Below are 18,236 nucleotides of genomic sequence, written 5' to 3'. Positions count from 1 at the left end.
GTCGTCCGAGAACGCCTTGCACCGGCCGTCCGCCGACAGACCGCGCTGCCGGCTGAAGCCGATGAACTGGGCGGGCGTGGACATCACCATCGACGCTCCGGCGAGAGCGAGCGTGCACTCGCCGCGTCGCAGCGCCTGCACCGCGAGGTGCAGCGCCACGAGCGACGACGAGCACGCCGTGTCGACGGTGACCGCGGGGCCTTCCAGGCCGAGTACGTAACTGATGCGCCCGGACGCGACGCTGGACGCTCCGCCCGTGACGAAGTACCCCTCGAAACCGTCGGCGCCGCCCTGGCGTGAGGTCGCGTACGCCTGGTCGGCGAGGCCGACGAAGACGCCGGTCTGGCTGCCCTTCAGGGAGGCCGGGGTGATGCGGGCGCGTTCGATCGCCTCGTGGGCGACCTCCAGCAGCAGCCGCTGCTGCGGGTCCATGGCAAGGGCTTCGCGCGGGCTGATGCCGAAGAACTCGGGCTCGAAGTCGGCGGCGTCGTGCAGGAATCCGCCGGCCCTGACGTACGAGGTTCCGGCGCGATCGGGGTCGGCGTCGTAGAGATCCGCCAGGTCCCAGCCCCGGTCGGTCGGGAACGGCGAGACCACGTCGGCCTCGTCCATCACAAGCCGCCACAGCTCCTCCGGAGAGGTGACCCCGCCCGGATAGCGGCAGCCCATGCCGACGATGGCGATCGGGTCGTCGTCCCCGGGGGCGGGGAGCGCCGCCGGCACGGCCCCCGGCGCCTCCGCCGTGTCTCCGAGCAGGGTCTCGCGGAGGAAACGTGCCAGGTCCCTGGGGGTGGGGTAGTCGAAGACTGCGGTGGCGGGGAGGCGGCAACCGGTCGCTGTGGACAGGCCGTTGCGGAGTTCCACGGCGCTCAGCGAGTCGAAGCCCAGCTCCATGAAGGCACGGCGGGCGTCGACGGCCTCCGCCGTCGTGTGTCCGAGGACGCGGGCGGCGTGGCTCCGTACGAGGTCGAGAAGCGTCCGGTCGCGGTCCTGCTCCGACAGGGCGGCGAGTTCGGCAGCCAGCACGTTGCCGCCCCCGGACCCGGGTGCCTCGGTGTCGGCGGACTCCGCCAACGCGGCTCTGACTTCGGGGAGTTCACTGACGAGTGGGCTGGGCCTTGTGCTGGAGAAGACCGCGGCGAACCGCTCCCAGTCCACGTCCGCCACAGCGACGGCTGTCTCGTCCCGGTCCAGGATCTGCTGGAGGGCCTGGATGGACAGATCCGGCTGGATCAGTGGCACACCCCTGCGCCGCAGTGTGTCCTCCAGCGTATCGGCGATCATGCCGCCACCGGCCCAGGGGCCCCAGGCCACCGAGTGGACGGCCGTGCCGTGGGCGCGGGCGCGGTGGGCGAGGGCGTCGAGGTACGCGTTGGCTGCCGCGTACGCGCCGTGATCGCCGACGCCCCAGACGGCGGCGATCGAGGAGAACAGCACGACGGTGTCGAGTGTCGCGTGATCCAGCAGGTCGAGCAGGTTCTCGGCACCGGCGACCTTGCCGGAAGCGACGGTGGAGAGCTCGTCCACGGTGAGATCGGCCAGCGGCGCGAGCGGGGCGACTCCTGCGGTGTGCATGACGTTACGGATGGCCTCGCCGCGCACTTCGTGATCGCGTACGAGTCGTTCGACGGCGGCGCGGTCACCGAGGTCGCAGGCCACGACGGTGGCCCGCGCTCCCAGCGCGGCCAGCTCGGCGACCAACTCCCCTGCTCCAGGGGCTTCTTCGCCACGCCGGCTCGTCAGCACCAACCGCTCGGCACCCCGCGCGGCGAGCCACCGCGCCACATGGCCGCCCAGCGCACCCGTACCCCCCGTGATCAGCACCGTCCCACGCGGACGCCACGCACGGCCCGGGGCCGCCTCGCCGACAGGGGCCTCACCGGCACGCGCCCGCACCAGGCGGCGCCCGAACACCCCCGTCCGCCGAACGGCCACCTGGTCCTCGCCGTCCCCACGGGCCAGCACAGCGCACAGCCGGTCGTAAACAGCGGCGTCCGAGTCGGCCGGGAGATCGACCAGTCCGCCCCAGGCGCGGGGATACTCCAGTGCGGCGACCCGGCCCAGGCCCCAGGTCTCGGCCTGGAAGGGGTGCGTCAGCGGGTCGTGGTCGTCGACCGCCACTGCGCCGCTGGTCACGCACCACAGCGGGGCAGCCGCTTCGGGGTCCTGGAGCGCCTGGAGCAGCGCCAGGTTGGCGGCGAGCCCGGCGGGGACGGCGGGGTGTTCGGGGTCCCGGCGCTCGTCGAGAGCGAACAGCGAGAGTACGGCGTCGAACGCCCCCTGCTCGCCGAGGAGTTCGAGGAGGGTATCGCGCGCCAGCCCGGCCGGGTCGACCGCGAGGGTACGGACGGTCGCGCCGCTCCGCCGCAGGGCCTCGGCGACCGCGGGCGCGGAGGTGTCGTCCTCGGCGGCCGCCAACAGCCAGGCGCCGACCCGTACGGGGGAACCGGCAGGCTCCTTGAGCGCGCTCCAACTCACCCGGTAGCGCCAGGAGTCGACCTGCCCGAGCGCGCCGCGCCGCTCGTCCCAGGACCGCAGTGCGGGCATCAGCTCGGCCAACGACTCCGTCGTCACGGCCAATTGGCCGGCGAGTCCCTTCACGTCCTCCTGCCGGACCGCGCGCCAGAACCCGTCGTCGACGCTCTCGCCGGTGCCGGCCGGGGTGGGTCCGAGCAAAGGCGCGTCGAGCCAGTAGCGGGAGCGCTGGAACGCGTACGTCGGCAGATCCACAAGCTGCCTGCCCTCACCGAGGGCACGCCGCCAGTCGACGGGGACACCACGTACGAAGGCCTCGGCCAGCGACACCAGGAAACGCCCGGTACCCCCTTCACCGCGCCGCAACGAGCCCACCACCACGGTCGGCGCCTCGACCGCCGCGTCCAGCACGCCCTGGACACCCATCGCCAGCACCGGATGCGCACTGCACTCGACGAACGCGGTGAAGCCGTCCCCTGCCAACTCCCGTACGGCGGGCTCGAACTCGACGGTACGACGCAGGTTCTCGTACCAGTACGCCGCGCCGCCGACCTCGACCGCCGCCAGGTCCCCACCCACCGACGAACGGAACTCCACCGACGGCACCCCCGGCCGCACCGATCCCAGAACCTCAAGCAGCTCGTCACGGATCGCCTCGACATGCGACGAGTGCGAGGCGTAATCCACCTCGATACGACGAACCCGCGCGCCCTCCTCCGACAGCTCGGCGAACAGGCCGTCGATCGCATCCGCATCACCGGAAACCACCACCGACGAGGGCCCGTTGACGGCCGCGACCGACAGCAGGCCCTCCCAGGCCGCGAGCCGCTCCGCCACCTCATCCACCGGCAGAGCGACCGACACCATCCCGCCCAGACCCGACAGCGCGACCAGGGCACGACTCCGCAACGCCACCACCAGCGCCGCATCCTCCAAGCTCAACAACCCCGACACACACGCGGCGGCGATCTCGCCCTGCGAATGACCGACCACGGCGTCCGGCTCGACACCGTACGAACGCCAGAGCGCCGCCAGCGACACCATCACCGCCCACGACACCGGCTGCACCACATCCACCCGAGCCAACGACGGCGCGCCCCCCTCACCACGCAACACCGCCGCCAACGACCACTCCACATGCACACCCAACGCACGCTCACACTCGGCCATACGCTCGGCGAACACCGGCGCCGACTCCAGCAGATCAGCCGCCATCCCCGCCCACTGCCAACCCTGACCGGGGAAGACGAACGCGGTTCTGCCCTCCACGTCCGCCGTGCCCGTCACCACGTTCGGTGCGATGTCGCCCGAGGCCAGGGCGTCGAGCCCGGTCGCCAGCCCTTCGCGGCCGGAGCCCACCACCACCGCGCGGTCGGCGAACAGCCCGCGCGCGCCGACCAGCGACCACGCGACATCTCCCACCCGCGCATCCGTATCCACGGCGCCCGCGCCCGCGCGTACGAAGGAGGCCAGCCGCTCCGCCTGTGCCCGTACCCCCGCCGTCCCACGCCCCGACACCACCAGCGGGACCACCTCGGGGTCGGCGGCTTCTGCCGGAGCGGGCTGTTCCGGTGCCTGCTCCAGGACGACATGCGCGTTCGTCCCCGAGACGCCGAAGGACGAGACGGCGCTCCGGCGCGGGCGGTCGGTTCCCGGCCAGTCACGGGGCTCGGTCAGCAGTTCCACCGCGCCCGACGACCAGTCCACATGCCGTGACGGCTCACTGACATGCAGTGTCTTCGGCAGCACACCGTGCCGCATCGCCAGCACCATCTTGATCACGCCGCCGACGCCTGAGGCCGCCTGGGTGTGGCCGATGTTGGACTTCAACGACCCGAGCAGCAGCGGCCGTTCCGCGTCGCGCTGCTGCCCGTACGTCGCGAGCAGCGCCTGCGCCTCGATCGGGTCGCCGAGCGCCGTACCCGTACCGTGTGCCTCCACCGCGTCGACATCCGTCGCCGACAGGCCCGCGTCGGCCAGCGCGGCGCGGATCACCCGCTGCTGAGAAGGGCCGTTCGGCGCGGTCAGCCCGTTCGACGCGCCGTCCTGGTTCACCGCACTGCCGCGCACCACGGCGAGCACCCGATGGCCGTCGCGCTCCGCGTCGCTGAGCCGCTCCAGCACCAGCATTCCGGCGCCCTCGCCCCAGCCGGTGCCGTCCGCGTCGTCCGAGAACGCCTTGCACCGGCCGTCGGGCGACAGGCCCCGCTTGCGGCTGAACTCCTGGAGCACACCGGGGGTGGACATCACGGTCACACCGCCCGCCAGCGCGAACGCGCACTCGCCGCGCCGCAGCGCCTGCACGGCGAGGTGCAGCGCCACCAGCGACGACGAGCACGCCGTGTCGACGGTGAGGGCGGGGCCCTCAAGACCGAAGACATAGCTGACCCGGCCGGAGGCGACGCTGGTGAGGCTGCCGGTCAGCAGGTAGCCGTGCATGTCCTTGGCGGGCTTGTGCAGCGCGGGTCCGTAGTGGGTGTACGGGACGCCGACGAACACACCGCCCGGCCGGCCGGTGACGTTGAGCGGGTCGATCCCGGCCGACTCCAGCGCCTCCCAGGCGACTTCGAGCAGCAGTCGCTGCTGCGGGTCCATGCCCAGCGCCTCGCGGGGGCTGATGCCGAAGAGGCCGGGGTCGAAGTCGGCGGCGTCGTGCAGGAAGGAGCCGTAGCGAGTGCAGCAGGTGCCGACCTTGTCCGGGTCGGGGTCGTAGAGGTTCTCCACGTCCCAGCCACGGTCGGTGGGGTAACCGCTGGTGGTCTCCTCGCCGTTCATGACCAGGCGCCAGAGGTCCTCGGGCGAGTGGACACCGCCCGCGTAGTGGCATCCCATGCCGACGATGGCGATCGGGTCGTCGTCCCCGGGGGCGGCCGGATCGCCCGCCGCCACGTCGACCGCGGTCACGGTGCTCGGGTCGCCGAGCAGCGCCTCGCTCAGGAAGCGGACCACAGCCCCGCAGGTCGGGTAGTCGAACAGCAGCGTCGCGGGGACGCGTACGCCGGTGGCGGCGGCGAGCAGGTCGCGCAGCCGGGTGCCACGGTCCTGGTAGACACCGATCCGGCGGAAGGCCAGGTTCTCGGGGAACGGGCCGGGCTTGCCGGTCGCTGTGGCGACCTGCGCGCGTACCAGGGTGAGGAGGATCCGGTGCTGCTCGTCCTCGGACACCCCGGCCAGCCGCAGGCGCAGTTCAACCGCCTGCCCGGTCGCGGCTCCGGCACTGGCGGGAGCGGATTCCTGCTGCATGTGCAGCACCACCTCGGGTGAGAGACCGGCTGCGTCCGGCCCGCCTGTTGCCCCGCTGACCGCGGGCCCCGGCGGACGCCTCCGCATGATCGACGGGCCGATTATGAGCACGCCCGTCCGGGCTTCGGGCCGTGGGCGAAAGCTCTCTAGGAGAACCTCTAGGACCCGCCGCCGGGGCCCCGTGCGGACGGACACACGCACCTGAGCGGCCGGAAGGGGTCAAGCCCCCAGGCCGCTCGGGTGTGTTGGCGGCGTACGGGCGTCCTCCGCCCGCCGCGTCCCGCTCAGGCGTTCTGTCCCGTACGGGTGCGGGTCAGGCCCGGGATGAGGACGGCTGCCGTCACGACGTGCATCAGCGCCAGCGAGATCTTCGCGCCGGTGCCCTCGGCGCTGCCGAGCGGGCCGAGCAGCGAGAGGACGAAGACCACGACCGCGATCCAGATCCAGGCGGTACGGCCCTTCGCCGAGCGTTCGAGGAGGGCGAGGAGGCCCCAGGCGACCAGGCCGACCACGGCGGTGATGACGATGACGAGGGCGATGGTGATTTCCTGCGGCTCGGCGTCGCCGGAGCCGAGCTTCGCCTTCAGGGGGCCCGACACGGCCTGGTGGGCTATCAGCCACACCACGGCGGTGCCGACGACGGCGCCGACGACGGTCAGGAAGCGGTTCAGGGTCGTACTCATGGGTGCTGTACCTCCGAGGTGGGGGGTGTGGGTCGAGGCCGGGAGGCCGAGGGCCCTGTCGGGCAGCCTGGCGTGGGGCGGGAGTTGGGCCGTTGCCCGGCTGCGTTGCGTCCGGAGCATACGGCGGGACGAGCGACCGGTGGGGTTGTCCGGGAGGGACCGGGGAGGGCCGCGCGGCAAGTGTGGTGTTTTCCCCAGAACAGCCCCACGAACCTGTCTGCATGGCGCCGTTCACCTGACCGGAGGATCCGGGTGACGCCTCAGACCTCCCCGCGCGGGGCCACGGGGATTCGCCGCCCACAACCGAGGGACATCACGATGACGCTGCTCGTCGACTCCGAAGAGGCGCTCACAACACGCTGGCTGGGTACGGACATCGACGCCTGGACCCGGCGGGTCCTCCGGCGTCACTTCGACCCGGCGACGGGCAGCCCGTACTGGCTGGCCCGCAGGGCCGAGCTGGACTTCGACCCGCTGGAGATCACCCGGTACGAGGAGCTGACCCGGTTCGGTCCCTTCTCGCTCGCTGAGTTGCGCGAACTCGCCCCGTCCGAGCTGGTGCCGTCGGATGTGCCGCGTCCGCTGGCCGGCCGGATCTGGGAGTCCGGCGGTACGACGGGGGCGCCCTGCCGGGTCTTCTACACCGGCGCGATGGCCGAACACCACTCGCAGTGGCGGCGGTTCGGCCTGGAGCTGGCCGGCTTCGAGCAGGGCCGTACGTGGCTGTACGCGTGCCCGAGCGGCCCGCACATCGTGGGGCGCGGCGCCAACCAGATCGCCGAGATGTACGGCTCGACCGTGTACACGATGGATCTCGACCCCCGGTGGATCAAGCGGCTGATCCGCAACAACCAGCTCGCGATGATGAACACCTACGTCGAGCACACCATCGAGCAGATGACGGACATCCTGGAGACCGGGCGGATCGACTACCTGGAGACCACCCCCGCCATCATGCAGGCGCTGATCAACCGCCACCCCGAACTGGTCGCCGGGCTGTCCGGGGTGGGGCTCGGCGGCACCCAGCTCTCCCCCCAGATGTACAGGGAGATCGCGGGCGCGCTCGGCGACGGGGTGATCGGCTCCACGTACGGCAACACCTTCGGCTGCGCGGCCGGACTGCCCGCGGAGCGGGGCGGCGACGTGCTGCCGTACCTGCCGAACTACCCGCAGGTCACCATGGCCGTCGTCGACCGCGACGACCAGGAGCGGATCGTCGAGTACGGCGAGACCGGCCAGGTCCGGCTGACGGTGCTGCACGACGACCTGTTCCTTCCCAACATCCTGGAGCGCGACCAGGCGGAGCGCTTCGACACCGGAGCGCGGTGGCCGTCCGACGGGGTCGCCAACGTCCGTCCGCTGCAGATCACTCAGGCCGCACCCGAAGGGCTCTACTGAGCCGGCGGCGTCAATCGCGAATCGATGAGGAGTCGTTGGTGGATATTGGACTCAAGCGTGAGCTGGAGCAGAAGGTCTACGCGGGTGAGCGGCTGAGCCGCGAGGACGGGATCGCGCTCTACGAGAGCGACGACCTGGCCTGGCTCGGCGGGCTGGCGCACCATGTGCGGACCCAGAAGAACGGTGACGTCGTGTACTTCAACGTCAACCGGCACCTCAACATGACGAATGTGTGCACCGCGTCCTGCGCGTACTGCTCGTTCCAGCGCAAGCCGGGCGAGAAGGACGCGTACACGATGCGTATCGAGGAGGCCGTGCGGCTCGCGAAGGCGATGGAGGGCGAGAGCCTCACCGAGCTGCACATCGTCAACGGCCTGCATCCGACGCTGCCTTGGCGTTACTACCCGCGTTCGCTCCAGGCGCTGAAGGAGGCGCTGCCGTCGAACGTGGCGATCAAGGCGTTCACCGCGACCGAGATCCACCACTTCGAGGAGATCAGCGGTCTGCCGGCCTCGGAGATCCTGGACGAGCTGATCGACGCCGGTCTCGAATCGCTGACCGGCGGCGGCGCGGAGATCTTCGACTGGGAGGTCCGGCAGCACATCGTGGACCACCGCACCCACTGGGAGGACTGGTCCCGGATCCACCGGCTGGCGCACTCCAAGGGTCTGAAGACTCCGTGCACCATGCTGTACGGGCACATCGAGGAGCCCAGGCACCGGGTCGACCATGTGCTGCGGCTGCGCGAACTCCAGGACGAGACCGGCGGGTTCCAGGTTTTCATCCCGCTGCGCTACCAGCACGACTTCCACGACTCGAAGGACGGCATCGTCCGCAACAAGCTGATGGCCCGCACCACGATGGCCACCGGCGCCGACGCGCTGAAGACGTTCGCGGTCTCGCGGCTGCTGTTCGACAACGTGCCGCACGTGAAGGTGTTCTGGGTGATGCACGGCCTGGCGACCGCCCAACTCGCCCTGAACCACGGCGCCGACGACATGGACGGTTCGGTCGTCGAGTACAAGATCACGCATGACGCCGACAACTACGGCACCCCGGACAAGCTGACCCGGGAGAACCTGCTCGACCTCATCAGGGACGCCGGTTTCCGGCCGAAGGAGCGCAACACCCGTTACGAGGTGGTCGGGGAGTTCGACGGGCCCGACCCGAGCCGGCGTGAGGCCCCGCAGCCGATGCGGGTCTGACGGTCGCGGCCACACCGTAGGACGATCACCCACCGCAACACGACACGGGCAGACAAGGGCAGGTGACAGCAGTGACCACTGCGGCGAACCAGGACGACCGGATGGAAGTCTGGATCGACCAGGATCTGTGCACGGGGGACGGTATCTGCGCACAGTACGCGCCGGACGTCTTCGAGCTGGACATCGACGGCCTGGCTTATGTCAAGGACGCCGACGGGGAGTTGCGCCACGGACCGGGGTCCACGGCCCCGGTGCCGTCCGTGGCGCTGCTGGACGTGATCGATTCCGTGAAGGAGTGCCCCGGCGACTGCATCCATGTGAAGCGGGCCACGGACGGCACCGAAGTCTTCGGTCCCGACGCCGAATAGCCGGACCGGCCGGGCCGAACGACCGCACCACCCTCCGGTCCGCGCGTGCGCCGACCGCCGCCACTGAGCACCCCCGATCACGACCGATCACCACCGATCCCCTCGGAGTATCGCCATGCCCGAACAGTCCGGCACCCTCGCGGTGCCGTCCGAGTCCTTCACCCACCCGTACGGTCCGGGGCCGGCGATCCGGCCGAAGGTCGGTCACATCGACTTCCTCAACTGCCTTCCGCTGTTCTGGGGTTTGGCGAGGACCGGCACCCTGCTCGACTTCGACCTGCGCCGGGAGACCCCGGACAAGCTCAACGACGCCCTGGCCGCCGGGGCGCTCGACATCGCCCCGATCAGCCTCGTGGAGTTCCTGCGGCACTCCGACGACCTGATCGCACTGCCGGACATCGCGGTCGGCAGCGACGGCCCCGTGATGTCCTGCGTGATCGTCAGCAAGGTGCCGCTGGGCGAGCTGGACGGGGCGCCGGTGGCGCTCGGTTCGACCAGCCGTACGTCGGTGCGCCTCGCCGATCTGCTCCTGGAACAGGTGCACGGGGTCCGGCCCGCCTACTTCACCAGCGCGCCGGATCTGCCGGCGATGATGGAGAAGGCGTCGGCCGCCGTGGTCATCGGCGACCCGGCGCTGCGCGCCACGCTCACCCAGGCCCGCGACATGAACCTCCAGGTGCACGACCTCGGGCAGATGTGGCGCGACTGGACCGGGCTGCCTTTCGTGTTCGCGGTGTTCGCCGCCCGGCGCGAGTTCGTGGAGCGTGAGCCGGAGACCGTACGCGCCGTGCACCAGGCGTTCCTGACCTCGCGCGACCTGTCGCTCGCCGAGGTGGACACGGTCTGTGAACGGGCCGCGCACTGGGAGCCGTTCGACGCCGTGGCGCTGCGCCGCTACTACACCACCGCACTCGACTTCAGCCTCGGTGAGCGCCAGCTCGCCGGCATCGCCGAGTTCGCCCGCCGGGTCGGCGGTGCCGACAGCGGATTCCCGCCGGACGTCCGGGTCGACCTCCTGGAGACGTCCTCCTCCTCCGCCGAAAGGCTCTGATCATGTCCGACCTGACCACGACCGACCTCACCGAGGTGCTGGACCGCGCGGCCGCCGGCGGCCGGATCAGCCCCGAGGAAGCCCTTGAGCTGTACCGGCGCGCACCCCTGCACGCGCTGGGCGCCGCCGCCGACACGGTGCGGCGCAGGCGGTACGCGGGTACGGAGCACATCGCGACGTACATCATCGAGCGCAACATCAACTACACCAACGTGTGCGTGACGGCGTGCAAGTTCTGCGCCTTCTACGCGGCCCCGAAAGACACGGACAAGGGCTGGAGCCGCGACCTCGACGAGATCCTGCGGCGCTGCGCCGAGACGATCGAACTCGGCGGCACGCAGATCATGTTCCAGGGCGGACACCACCCCGACTACGGCGTGGAGTACTACGAGGAGCACTTCTCCGCCATCAAGAAGGCGTTCCCGCAGCTCGTCATCCACTCCCTCGGAGCCTCTGAGGTCGAGCACATGGCGAAGATCTCCGGGGTCTCCGCCGAGGAGGCGATCAAGCGGATCCACGCGGCAGGACTCGACTCCTTCGCGGGCGCGGGCGCGGAGTTGCTGCCCGCGCGGCCCCGTAAGGCCATCGCACCGCTCAAGGAGTCCGGCGAGCGCTGGCTCGACATCATGGAGACCGCCCACGGGTTGGGCGTCGAGTCGACCTGCACCATGCTGATGGGTACGGGCGAGACGAACGCCGAGCGCGTCGAGCACCTGCGCATGATCCGCGACGTCCAGGACAGGACGGGCGGCTTCCGCGCCTTCATCCCGTACACGTACCAGCCCGAGAACAACCACCTCAAGGGCCAGACACAGACGACCGACCTGGAGTACCTGCGGCTGATCGCCATCTCCCGGCTGTTCCTCGACAACGTCGCCCATATCCAGGGCTCCTGGCTCACCACGGGCAAGGAGATCGGCCAACTCACCCTGCACTACGGCGCGGACGACCTCGGCTCGGTGATGCTGGAGGAGAACGTCGTCTCGTCCGCGGGTGCCAAGCACCGCTCCAACCTGCTGGAGCTGATCCAGCTCATCCGGGCCGCCGGGCGGGTACCGGCGCAGCGCGCGACCACGTACGAGCACCTTGTGGTGCACACCGACCCGGCCAACGATCCGGTCGACGAGCGGGTCGTCTCGCACCTGGCCTCGACCGCGATGGCCGGCGGCGGGATCGGTGCGGAGGACCGTACGCGGCTGGACATCACGCCCGTCGGCTGACACGGCCTCCGACCGACTGCGCGACCGATTCCGTCGAGAGGTACACATGCACATCATCGGCCGGGGTTTCCTGGCGAGCAATCTCGCGGACGCGTATCCCGACGCCCACCCCGAGGTGGTGTGCCTCGCGGCGGGCGTGTCGAGCACCTGGGTCACCGACCCCACCGAGTTCGACCGCGAGGCGAACACGGTCTACGACGCGCTGCGGCTGTGCCGCGACGAGAAGCGCAAGCTGTTGTTCTTCTCCACCGCCTCGTACGCGATGTACGGCAACACCGAGCGTCCTGCGGCCGAGAGCGGCCCGCTGTGTCCGCCCTCGGTGTACGGGCGGCACAAGCTGGCGTTGGAGTCGTGTGTCAGGACGGCAGGTGTGGAGCATCTGATCCTGCGGCTGAGCCATGTGGTCGGCCCGTACCAGCGTGAGCACCAGTTCCTGCCGTCGATCGTGCGGCAGGTCAAGGACGGCGCTGTCACCATCCACCAGGGTGCGCACCGGGATCTGCTCGACGCACGCGAGCTGGTGGGGGCCGTCGGCGGGCTGCTTGATGCCGGGGTCGGTGACACCGTGGTGAATGTGGCGTCGGGTCTGCCGCAGCCGGTGGAGCGGATCGTGGACGGGGTGGCCCGGCGGCTGGGCGTCGAGGTGGAGCGGACGTATCTGCCGGACCGGTACTCCAGGACGGAGGCGTCGCTCGACCATGTGCGTTCTCTCGTACCGGAGTTCGGGGTGGGGGCGCGTACCGGGCCGGGCTATCTGGACGGGCTGCTGGATCTGTATCTGGAGCCGGCGGCCCCGGATCCGGTCTGACGGGGGCCTGGGGGCGAGAAGGAGGGGCGGTGCGCTCGGCGCACCGCCCCTCCCGCGTACTCCGGCGGGCCTTGTCAGCCGGCGAGGATCTTCTCCACCATGTCCGCGGCCCGCGCCGCGCCGCCCGCGCCCCGTATCGCCGCGCTCATGTGGTCGAGCCGGTCCTGTACGACGGGGTCCGACGCCAGGTCGTCGACGACCTGGCGCAGTGTGCCCGGGACCATCTCGTCCGTGTTGTACACAACACCGAGGCCGAGTTCGACCAGCCGGCGCCCGTTGACGATGTGCTCGGGCGTGTGCGGGACGATCACCACCGGGCACCCGAAGTACAGCGCCTCCATGATGCTGCCGATGCCGCCGTGGCAGACGAGCGCCGAGGCGTGCGGGAGCACGGCGGCGTGCGGGAGCCACTCGTGCGACTCCAGGTTCGGGGCGACGGGGATGTCGTGCGCGGTGTTGCCCCGGCCGAGTGTCATGACCGCGTGCCAGCCGCCGTCGTCGAACGCCTCGGCGCAGGTACGGAAGAAGCCGGCCCGCTCGTTGGACTCGGTGCCCAGCGAGATCAGCGCCACCCGGGCACCGGTCTCCGGGGGCCGCCAGTCGCTGTCGGGCGGGGTGTCCGGGACGCAGTGGCCCACGAACGTGAACCGGTCGTCGAAGGTGTCGCCCTCCGGCTGGTACTCCCTGGGCAGGAAGACCACCGTGGGCTCGTCGTAGAGCGGTGTCATCAGGCTCCACGCCGCCTCCTCGTCGGGCTCGACGCGGGACAGCAGGGCGAACAGCTCCTCGACGCCCTGCTTCATCTCCGTCATGTCGTCGGCGAAGGCCTCAGCGTGCACCGAATAGTGCTCGTTCGAGGCGATGGCCGGGGCGAACAGGACGGTCGGGCAGTCCCAGGCGCGGGCGAGCGTACGCCCGGCGACGAAGCTCTCGTAGTCGTAGATCAGCAGGTCGGGGACGTCCTGGTCGAGAGCGGCGCGGACCTGGGGCAGGATCACCTCGACGGTGTGGGTCTGGAAGCCGAGCATGACCTCGAACATCCGCCCGGCGCCGACGGAGGATTCGCCGCCGAGCCGCAGCCGGTTCCCCGGGTAGCCGATCAGGGCCCCGCCCGCCGCTTCGACCGCCGGCCGGTTGACCTCGTCCAGGATGTACGTCACCCGGACTCCGCGCTCGGCGAGTTGGCGGCCGAGGTGCAGGGCCGGGTTGACATGACCGAAGTCCGGGAAGGCGATGATCGCCACGTGCTTCACAGCGGTTCCTTTCGTGGTTGTCGGGTGTCGGGTGACTCGGGTGCCGGGTGCCCCGGGGGCCGGGTGGCGGGTGCCGGACAGGGCCTGGGTGTCAGAAGACCCGCCTCGGCGGCAGGACGACGCCGAACTCGAAGATGGCCGACGTCAGTTCGGTCATGTCGGCGGGCGACTCCACGTGCACGACGGGGAACGGGAACTGGACCAGGCCCCTGGGCAGCGAGGGACCGAGCACCACACCGAGACGCACCCCGTGTCGCTGCATCTCGGCGGTCATGGTGTGGACACGGATGGTCTCCACCGCGTTGCGGCCGAACATCTCCCGTACCTCGTCGGCGGTGGTGAGTGTGCGCTGCTCCAGGGACGAACACAGCGGCAGCAGCGGGTCGTTGATCTCGGCCGCCGCCACCAGTTTCACCGCGGAGTCGGCCGCGGCCCGGCGCAGCGGGCTGTGTACGGCGATGGTGTTGGCCTCCTGCACCTGCACCGAGCCGCCGACGAACTCGGCGGACAGCTTCTCCAGGGCGTCCCGGTAGCCGGAGAGGAGCAGCGTACGGAAGGTCCCGCTGGTGTGGTCGCCCAGGTCGACGCCGAGGTGGATGCCCTCGCGTGCGGGTTCGCAGTACCGCGCGGGGTCGTCGTCCGTACCGATGAGGCCGACGGCGACGCCTTCGGGGCGGGCGTCGGGCTCCCGGGGGCCGACGTGCTCCATGGTGAGCAGCAGCTCGAACAACTGGCGGCGCGAGAGCGCCCCCGCGAGGCTGCCGGCGACCTGGGCGCCGAGGCTGAGTCCGCCCACCACGGACGGGTGGACGCCCTCGCGGGCCAGCACGTCATGGATGCCGATCATGGCGGCGGACAGCGCGATGGCCCCCTGCCGGGACCGCGTCTCGTCGTCGAGATCCGCTTCCGGGCCGCGGCGCAGCAGGGTGTCGGTGTCGAGCCCGGTCCAGCCGGAGATCTGCTCGTACACCCGCCGCATCGCGGGCTGGGCCTCATGGAAGGCGGCGGCGCCCCGCGGGTCGTAGTTCAGCAGGTTGGTGCCGAAGATGAAGGCCAGACTCATGCCCGCCTCCTCCCTTCTGTCGGTTCGTTGACGGTGGGCGCGGCGGTGACGGTGGCGGCGGGGACGGTGGCGGCGTTGACAGTGGACGCGGCGTGGGCGCTCATACCGTCGCCCAGGGGGCGCGGGCGCCCTCGACGGCGAGCCGTTCCAGCTCCGGCACGATGTCGCGGGGCGTGGGATGGGCCATTGCCTCGTCCCTGACCCGGGCGGCGCCGGCCGCGAAGCCGGGCTCGTCGAGCAGTCGGCGTACCGCTGTCCGTATCCGCTCGGTCCCGGCCTCGTGGTGGACGAGCAGTAGCCCGGCGCCCGCGCTCTCCACCGCGCGGGCCCGGTAGATCTGGTCCGACGACGGGGTGGTGACGCAGAGTTGGGGCACTCCGGCCGCCATGGCACCGGTGGCGCTGCCGAACCCGCCGTGGTGGATCACCGCCGAGCAGGTGGGCAGCAGTGTGTGCAGCGGTACGCCGCTCACCAGCCGGGTGTTGGCGGGCACCGCGCCCTTCAGCTCCTCGATCTGCGCGGGCAGCAGGGCGGCGATCACCTCGGCGTCGAGATCGGCGAGGGATTCCAGCACGGCGGCCTTGGAGACGTAATCACCGCCGTAGCGCTCGGTGTTGGCGGTGCCGAGGCTGACGCAGACCCGGCGCCGCTCCTGCGGCTGCTGGAGCCAGTCGGGCAGGACCGCCGGCCCGTTGAAGGGGATGAAGCGGACCGGCTGCCGGGGCGTCTCGATCGGCGCTCCGAGGCTCAACGGGAGCGGGTCGATGGTGAGTTGGCCGGTGATCAGGTCCTCGCTGAACTCGCCGCCGAATCCGGCCGCCCGCCCGCCGAGCCAGTCGGCCATCGGGTCCTCGCTCTCCTCGGGCGCCGCCTCGGCGAGCAGCTTGGTGAACAGCCGCCGCTTGGCGCCGTACACGTCGGCGAAGCACATGGAGCGGGCGTGGGCCGCGCCGACAGCGCGGGCAGCGAGCGGGCCCGCGTAGGTGAGCGGGTCCCAGATCACCAGGTCGGGCCGCCAGAACCGGGCGAAGGCCACCAGGTCGTCGATCATCGGCTCGTTGTACCAGGCGATCCCCATGACACCGATCTGCATCCGGGACAGCTCGCCCTCCCAGGTGACCTTGGCCGGGTCGAGTTCGCTCCAGTCGGCCTCCTCGATCTCCTGGGACTCGCGGTGCTCGGCCATGGCCGAGCTCATGTTGCCGTCGTCGCCGACGCCGACGGCCGTCATGCCGTTGGCGGCGACGGTGGCGCAGAAGCCGGGCGAGCTGGCCACCCGTACCTCATGACCGGCCGACCGCAGCGCCCAGGCGAGCGGGGCGAGGGTGTAGAGGTGGGTCTTCTCGGGAAGGGTCGCGAACAGTACGCGCAACGTGGCTCCTGGGATCTGGGGCCTGTCGTTCGGATCAGGCCGGATGAGTGAGCGGGGTCCGGTGGGTGGGCCCCTCCGTGCCGTTCAGGCACCGGTTCGCCTAGGCCCTGTCCGGCGCGACGGCGAGTGTCCGGCGTACGAGGTCGAGCACCTCGCCCTGGTGGTCGGCCAGGAAGAAGTGGCCGCCGGTGTAGACATGGGTGCTGGCCGGGCCCGTGGTGTGGACCCGCCAGGCCTCCGCCTCCGCCGGCGTCACTTTCGGGTCGCTGTCGCCTGTGAGGACATCGACGGGGCAGTGCAGCGGGGTCGCGTCGCGGTACACGTACGTCTCGGCGGCCCGGTAGTCGTTGCGGATCACCGGCAGGATCATCCGCATCAACTCCTCCTCGCCGAAGATCCGTTGGTCGGTGCCGCTGAGTCGCCGCATCTCGGCCATCAGCCCCGCGTCGTCGCGCTGGTGGACGTGCTCGTCGCGCCGCCGGGACGGCGCCCGGCGCCCGGAGGCGAACAGCCGCAGCGGGTGCTGTCCGGCGGCTTCGAGGCGGCGGGCCGCCTCGAACGCCACGGTCGCGCCGAGACTGTGCCCGAACAGGGCGACCGGCCTGTCCAGCCACGGGCGGAGCGCCGTGACGACCTGTTCGGCCAGGGTGCCGACGTCGTCGATCAGCGGCTCCAGGCGGCGGTCCTGCCGACCCGGGTACTGCACGGACAGCACGTCTATACCGGGCCCGGCCTGCGCGGACAGCGAGAAGTAGAACGGGGCCGAGCTGCCCGCGTGCGGGAAGCAGACCAGCCGTACCTGCGCGTCCGGGCGTGGGTGGTAGCGGCGGATCCAGGCGTCGCCGACGGACGGGGCCGTGGCCCTGGTGGTCTCAGACATGCTTCTCGATCCATTCCTGGACGGCCCGCGCGGTCGTACCGGCCCAGGCCTCCATCATCGTGAAGTGGTTGCCCGGCACATCGACGACGGTGTGCGCGGTGTCCCACGGGGTCTGCCACTCGTGCGGCTGGTACGGCCCGTCGGGACCCGCCGCGATGATCGGTTCCGAAGCGCGCAGCAGCAGGGTGGGGACGGACAGCGGCTTCGGCGTCCATCCGGCGAACCGGTCGAAGTACCAGCTCATCGCGGTCAGCCGGGCGGAGTCCAGCGAGGCGAAGTGCTCGCGGTCGAACATCCCGCTGACCAGCTCCGCCTGGAACTTCAGCAGCGGCGAGTCCTCCGTCGCCGGGAAGGTGTCCATCAGGACGACTCCGGCCGGGGGTGCGCCCAACTCTTCCAGCCGGGCGGCGGCGGCGTGCGCGAGGAGCCCGCCGCCGGAGGATCCCGCCAGCACGAGCGGCCCGTCACCGATCCGCTCCAGCACGGCCTGGACCTGTACCTCGACGAGCGTCTCCCAGGTCTCGGGGAGCCGTTCACCGGCGAGGAATCCGGGGACGGACAGCGCCCATACGTCGGACACACCCCGGAAGTCGGCGGCGAGCCGCGCGTATCCGTGCACTCCGGCGAGGGCGGCGAAGGAGCTGAAGCAGATAAGCGAGGGGGAGCCTGGTCCTGAGGCGAGCCGGACCGCCCGCAGCCCTTCCCCGAAGTCCTCCGGCGAGGCGAACGTCGGCCGCAACGCGGCGGCGCTGCGCAGGAGTTCGTATCCCTGGTCGACCTTGCCCGCCTTGCAGGCCTCGCGGAAGAGGACGGACAGGCCCTCGTCGGCGGGTCCGGTCCGCTCGTGTCGACCGGCTCCGCCGGATGCGGCCTGTTCGTCGGCGCCGCCGGGTGCCACGGCCAACTCCTCGCCGAGGTGGGCCGCTAGCGCCGTGGGGGTCGGGCGGTCGAAGACCAGGGTGGGCGGGAGCCGCAGCCCGGTCGCGGCGCCGAGCCTGTTGCGCAGTTCGACGGCGGTGAGCGAGTCGAAGCCCGCGTCCACGAGGCTCCCTTCCGGCTCGATGCCGTCCGCCGTGGCGAAGCCGAGGACCAGGGCGATCTGGGCGCGGACGAGTTCCAGCAGCACGTGCCGCTGCTCGTCGGCCGACCGGCCGGTGAGCCGGTCCCGTACGGAGACGGGCGCGGCGTCGCGCCCGGCGCCGGTGCCCGCGCCGCCG

Annotated in this window: 13 protein-coding genes; 6 read left to right on the top strand and 7 right to left on the bottom strand. The window is 71.2% G+C overall.

What is annotated here, in order from left to right:
* Nucleotides 1-5,718, bottom strand: a 5,718-nt coding sequence (locus QR77_RS49235; RefSeq protein WP_160310969.1) for a type I polyketide synthase, incomplete at its 3' end; no start/stop codon positions are given.
* Between the two features lie 284 nt (nt 5,719-6,002).
* A complete protein-coding gene (locus QR77_RS29290; RefSeq protein WP_040025016.1) occupies nt 6,003-6,401 on the bottom strand; it encodes a DUF6069 family protein in 399 nt (132 codons plus the stop codon).
* A 318-nt stretch (nt 6,402-6,719) separates the two neighbouring features.
* On the opposite strand from QR77_RS29290, the gene QR77_RS29285 reads away from it, so the two are divergent.
* The 6 genes from QR77_RS29285 to QR77_RS29260 all read left to right on the top strand — a co-directional run bounded on the left by QR77_RS29285 (nt 6,720) and on the right by QR77_RS29260 (nt 12,451).
* Nucleotides 6,720-7,799, top strand: a complete 1,080-nt coding sequence (locus QR77_RS29285; protein WP_040025014.1) for an arylcarboxylate reductase — start codon at nt 6,720-6,722, stop codon at nt 7,797-7,799.
* A 38-nt stretch (nt 7,800-7,837) separates the two neighbouring features.
* The gene (gene mqnE, locus QR77_RS29280; protein WP_040025013.1) at nt 7,838-9,004 is read left to right on the top strand and encodes an aminofutalosine synthase MqnE; all 1,167 of its coding nucleotides are present in this window, start codon (nt 7,838-7,840) and stop codon (nt 9,002-9,004) included.
* A gap of 101 nt (nt 9,005-9,105) precedes the next feature.
* Complete coding sequence (locus QR77_RS29275; RefSeq protein ID WP_052489749.1) at nt 9,106-9,372, top strand: ferredoxin; 267 nt, start codon at nt 9,106-9,108, stop codon at nt 9,370-9,372.
* A 115-nt stretch (nt 9,373-9,487) separates the two neighbouring features.
* On the top strand, nt 9,488-10,423 hold the full coding sequence (locus tag QR77_RS29270) for a menaquinone biosynthesis protein (protein WP_078877294.1): 936 nt from the start codon (nt 9,488-9,490) through the stop codon (nt 10,421-10,423).
* A 2-nt stretch (nt 10,424-10,425) separates the two neighbouring features.
* Nucleotides 10,426-11,643, top strand: a complete 1,218-nt coding sequence (gene mqnC / locus QR77_RS29265; protein WP_107068999.1) for a cyclic dehypoxanthinyl futalosine synthase — start codon at nt 10,426-10,428, stop codon at nt 11,641-11,643.
* Nucleotides 11,600-12,451 carry an NAD-dependent epimerase/dehydratase family protein gene (locus QR77_RS29260; protein ID WP_347359800.1) on the top strand — a complete coding sequence of 284 codons (852 nt, stop codon included), beginning with the start codon at nt 11,600-11,602 and terminating at the stop codon, nt 12,449-12,451. The genes mqnC and QR77_RS29260 overlap by 44 nt, the downstream gene beginning before the upstream one ends.
* A 74-nt stretch (nt 12,452-12,525) precedes the next feature.
* On the opposite strand, the gene QR77_RS29255 is transcribed toward QR77_RS29260, so the two are convergent.
* The 5 genes from QR77_RS29255 to QR77_RS29235 all read right to left on the bottom strand — a co-directional run.
* The gene (locus QR77_RS29255) at nt 12,526-13,704 is read right to left on the bottom strand and encodes a macrolide family glycosyltransferase (protein WP_052489141.1); all 1,179 of its coding nucleotides are present in this window, start codon (nt 13,702-13,704) and stop codon (nt 12,526-12,528) included.
* 91 nt (nt 13,705-13,795) lie between these two features.
* Nucleotides 13,796-14,767 carry an ACP S-malonyltransferase gene (locus tag QR77_RS29250; RefSeq protein WP_040025010.1) on the bottom strand — a complete coding sequence of 324 codons (972 nt, stop codon included), beginning with the start codon at nt 14,765-14,767 and terminating at the stop codon, nt 13,796-13,798.
* 100 nt (nt 14,768-14,867) lie between these two features.
* Nucleotides 14,868-16,139 (bottom strand): activator-dependent family glycosyltransferase, encoded by a 1,272-nt coding sequence (locus QR77_RS29245; RefSeq protein ID WP_040025007.1) that lies wholly within the window; start codon nt 16,137-16,139, stop codon nt 14,868-14,870.
* A gap of 100 nt (nt 16,140-16,239) precedes the next feature.
* Entirely contained in the window at nt 16,240-17,019 is a 780-nt protein-coding gene (locus QR77_RS29240) for an alpha/beta fold hydrolase (RefSeq protein WP_040025006.1), read from the bottom strand.
* A partial coding sequence (locus QR77_RS29235; RefSeq protein ID WP_040025005.1) for an alpha/beta fold hydrolase occupies nt 17,012-18,236 on the bottom strand: 1,225 nt, incomplete at its 5' end. The genes QR77_RS29235 and QR77_RS29240, both read right to left, overlap by 8 nt.

This window comes from Streptomyces sp. 150FB (genome assembly GCF_000818195.1).
In the GTDB taxonomy this organism is placed as follows: domain Bacteria; phylum Actinomycetota; class Actinomycetes; order Streptomycetales; family Streptomycetaceae; genus Streptomyces.
Note: the sequence above shows the minus strand (reverse complement) of the source record. Positions and strands in the feature narration are given on the sequence as shown.

Bases quoted from the DNA above. Each gene is read 5' to 3' on its own strand.
- QR77_RS29290 (WP_040025016.1), bottom strand. From the start codon at position 6,401: ATGAGTACGACCCTGAACCGCTTCCTGACCGTCGTCGGCGCCGTCGTC.
- QR77_RS29285 (WP_040025014.1), top strand. From the start codon at position 6,720: ATGACGCTGCTCGTCGACTCCGAAGAGGCGCTCACAACACGCTGGCTG.
- QR77_RS29275 (WP_052489749.1), top strand. From the start codon at position 9,106: ATGGAAGTCTGGATCGACCAGGATCTGTGCACGGGGGACGGTATCTGC.
- QR77_RS29270 (WP_078877294.1), top strand. From the start codon at position 9,488: ATGCCCGAACAGTCCGGCACCCTCGCGGTGCCGTCCGAGTCCTTCACC.
- mqnC (WP_107068999.1), top strand. From the start codon at position 10,426: ATGTCCGACCTGACCACGACCGACCTCACCGAGGTGCTGGACCGCGCG.
- QR77_RS29250 (WP_040025010.1), bottom strand. From the start codon at position 14,767: ATGAGTCTGGCCTTCATCTTCGGCACCAACCTGCTGAACTACGACCCG.
- QR77_RS29240 (WP_040025006.1), bottom strand. From the start codon at position 17,019: ATGTCTGAGACCACCAGGGCCACGGCCCCGTCCGTCGGCGACGCCTGG.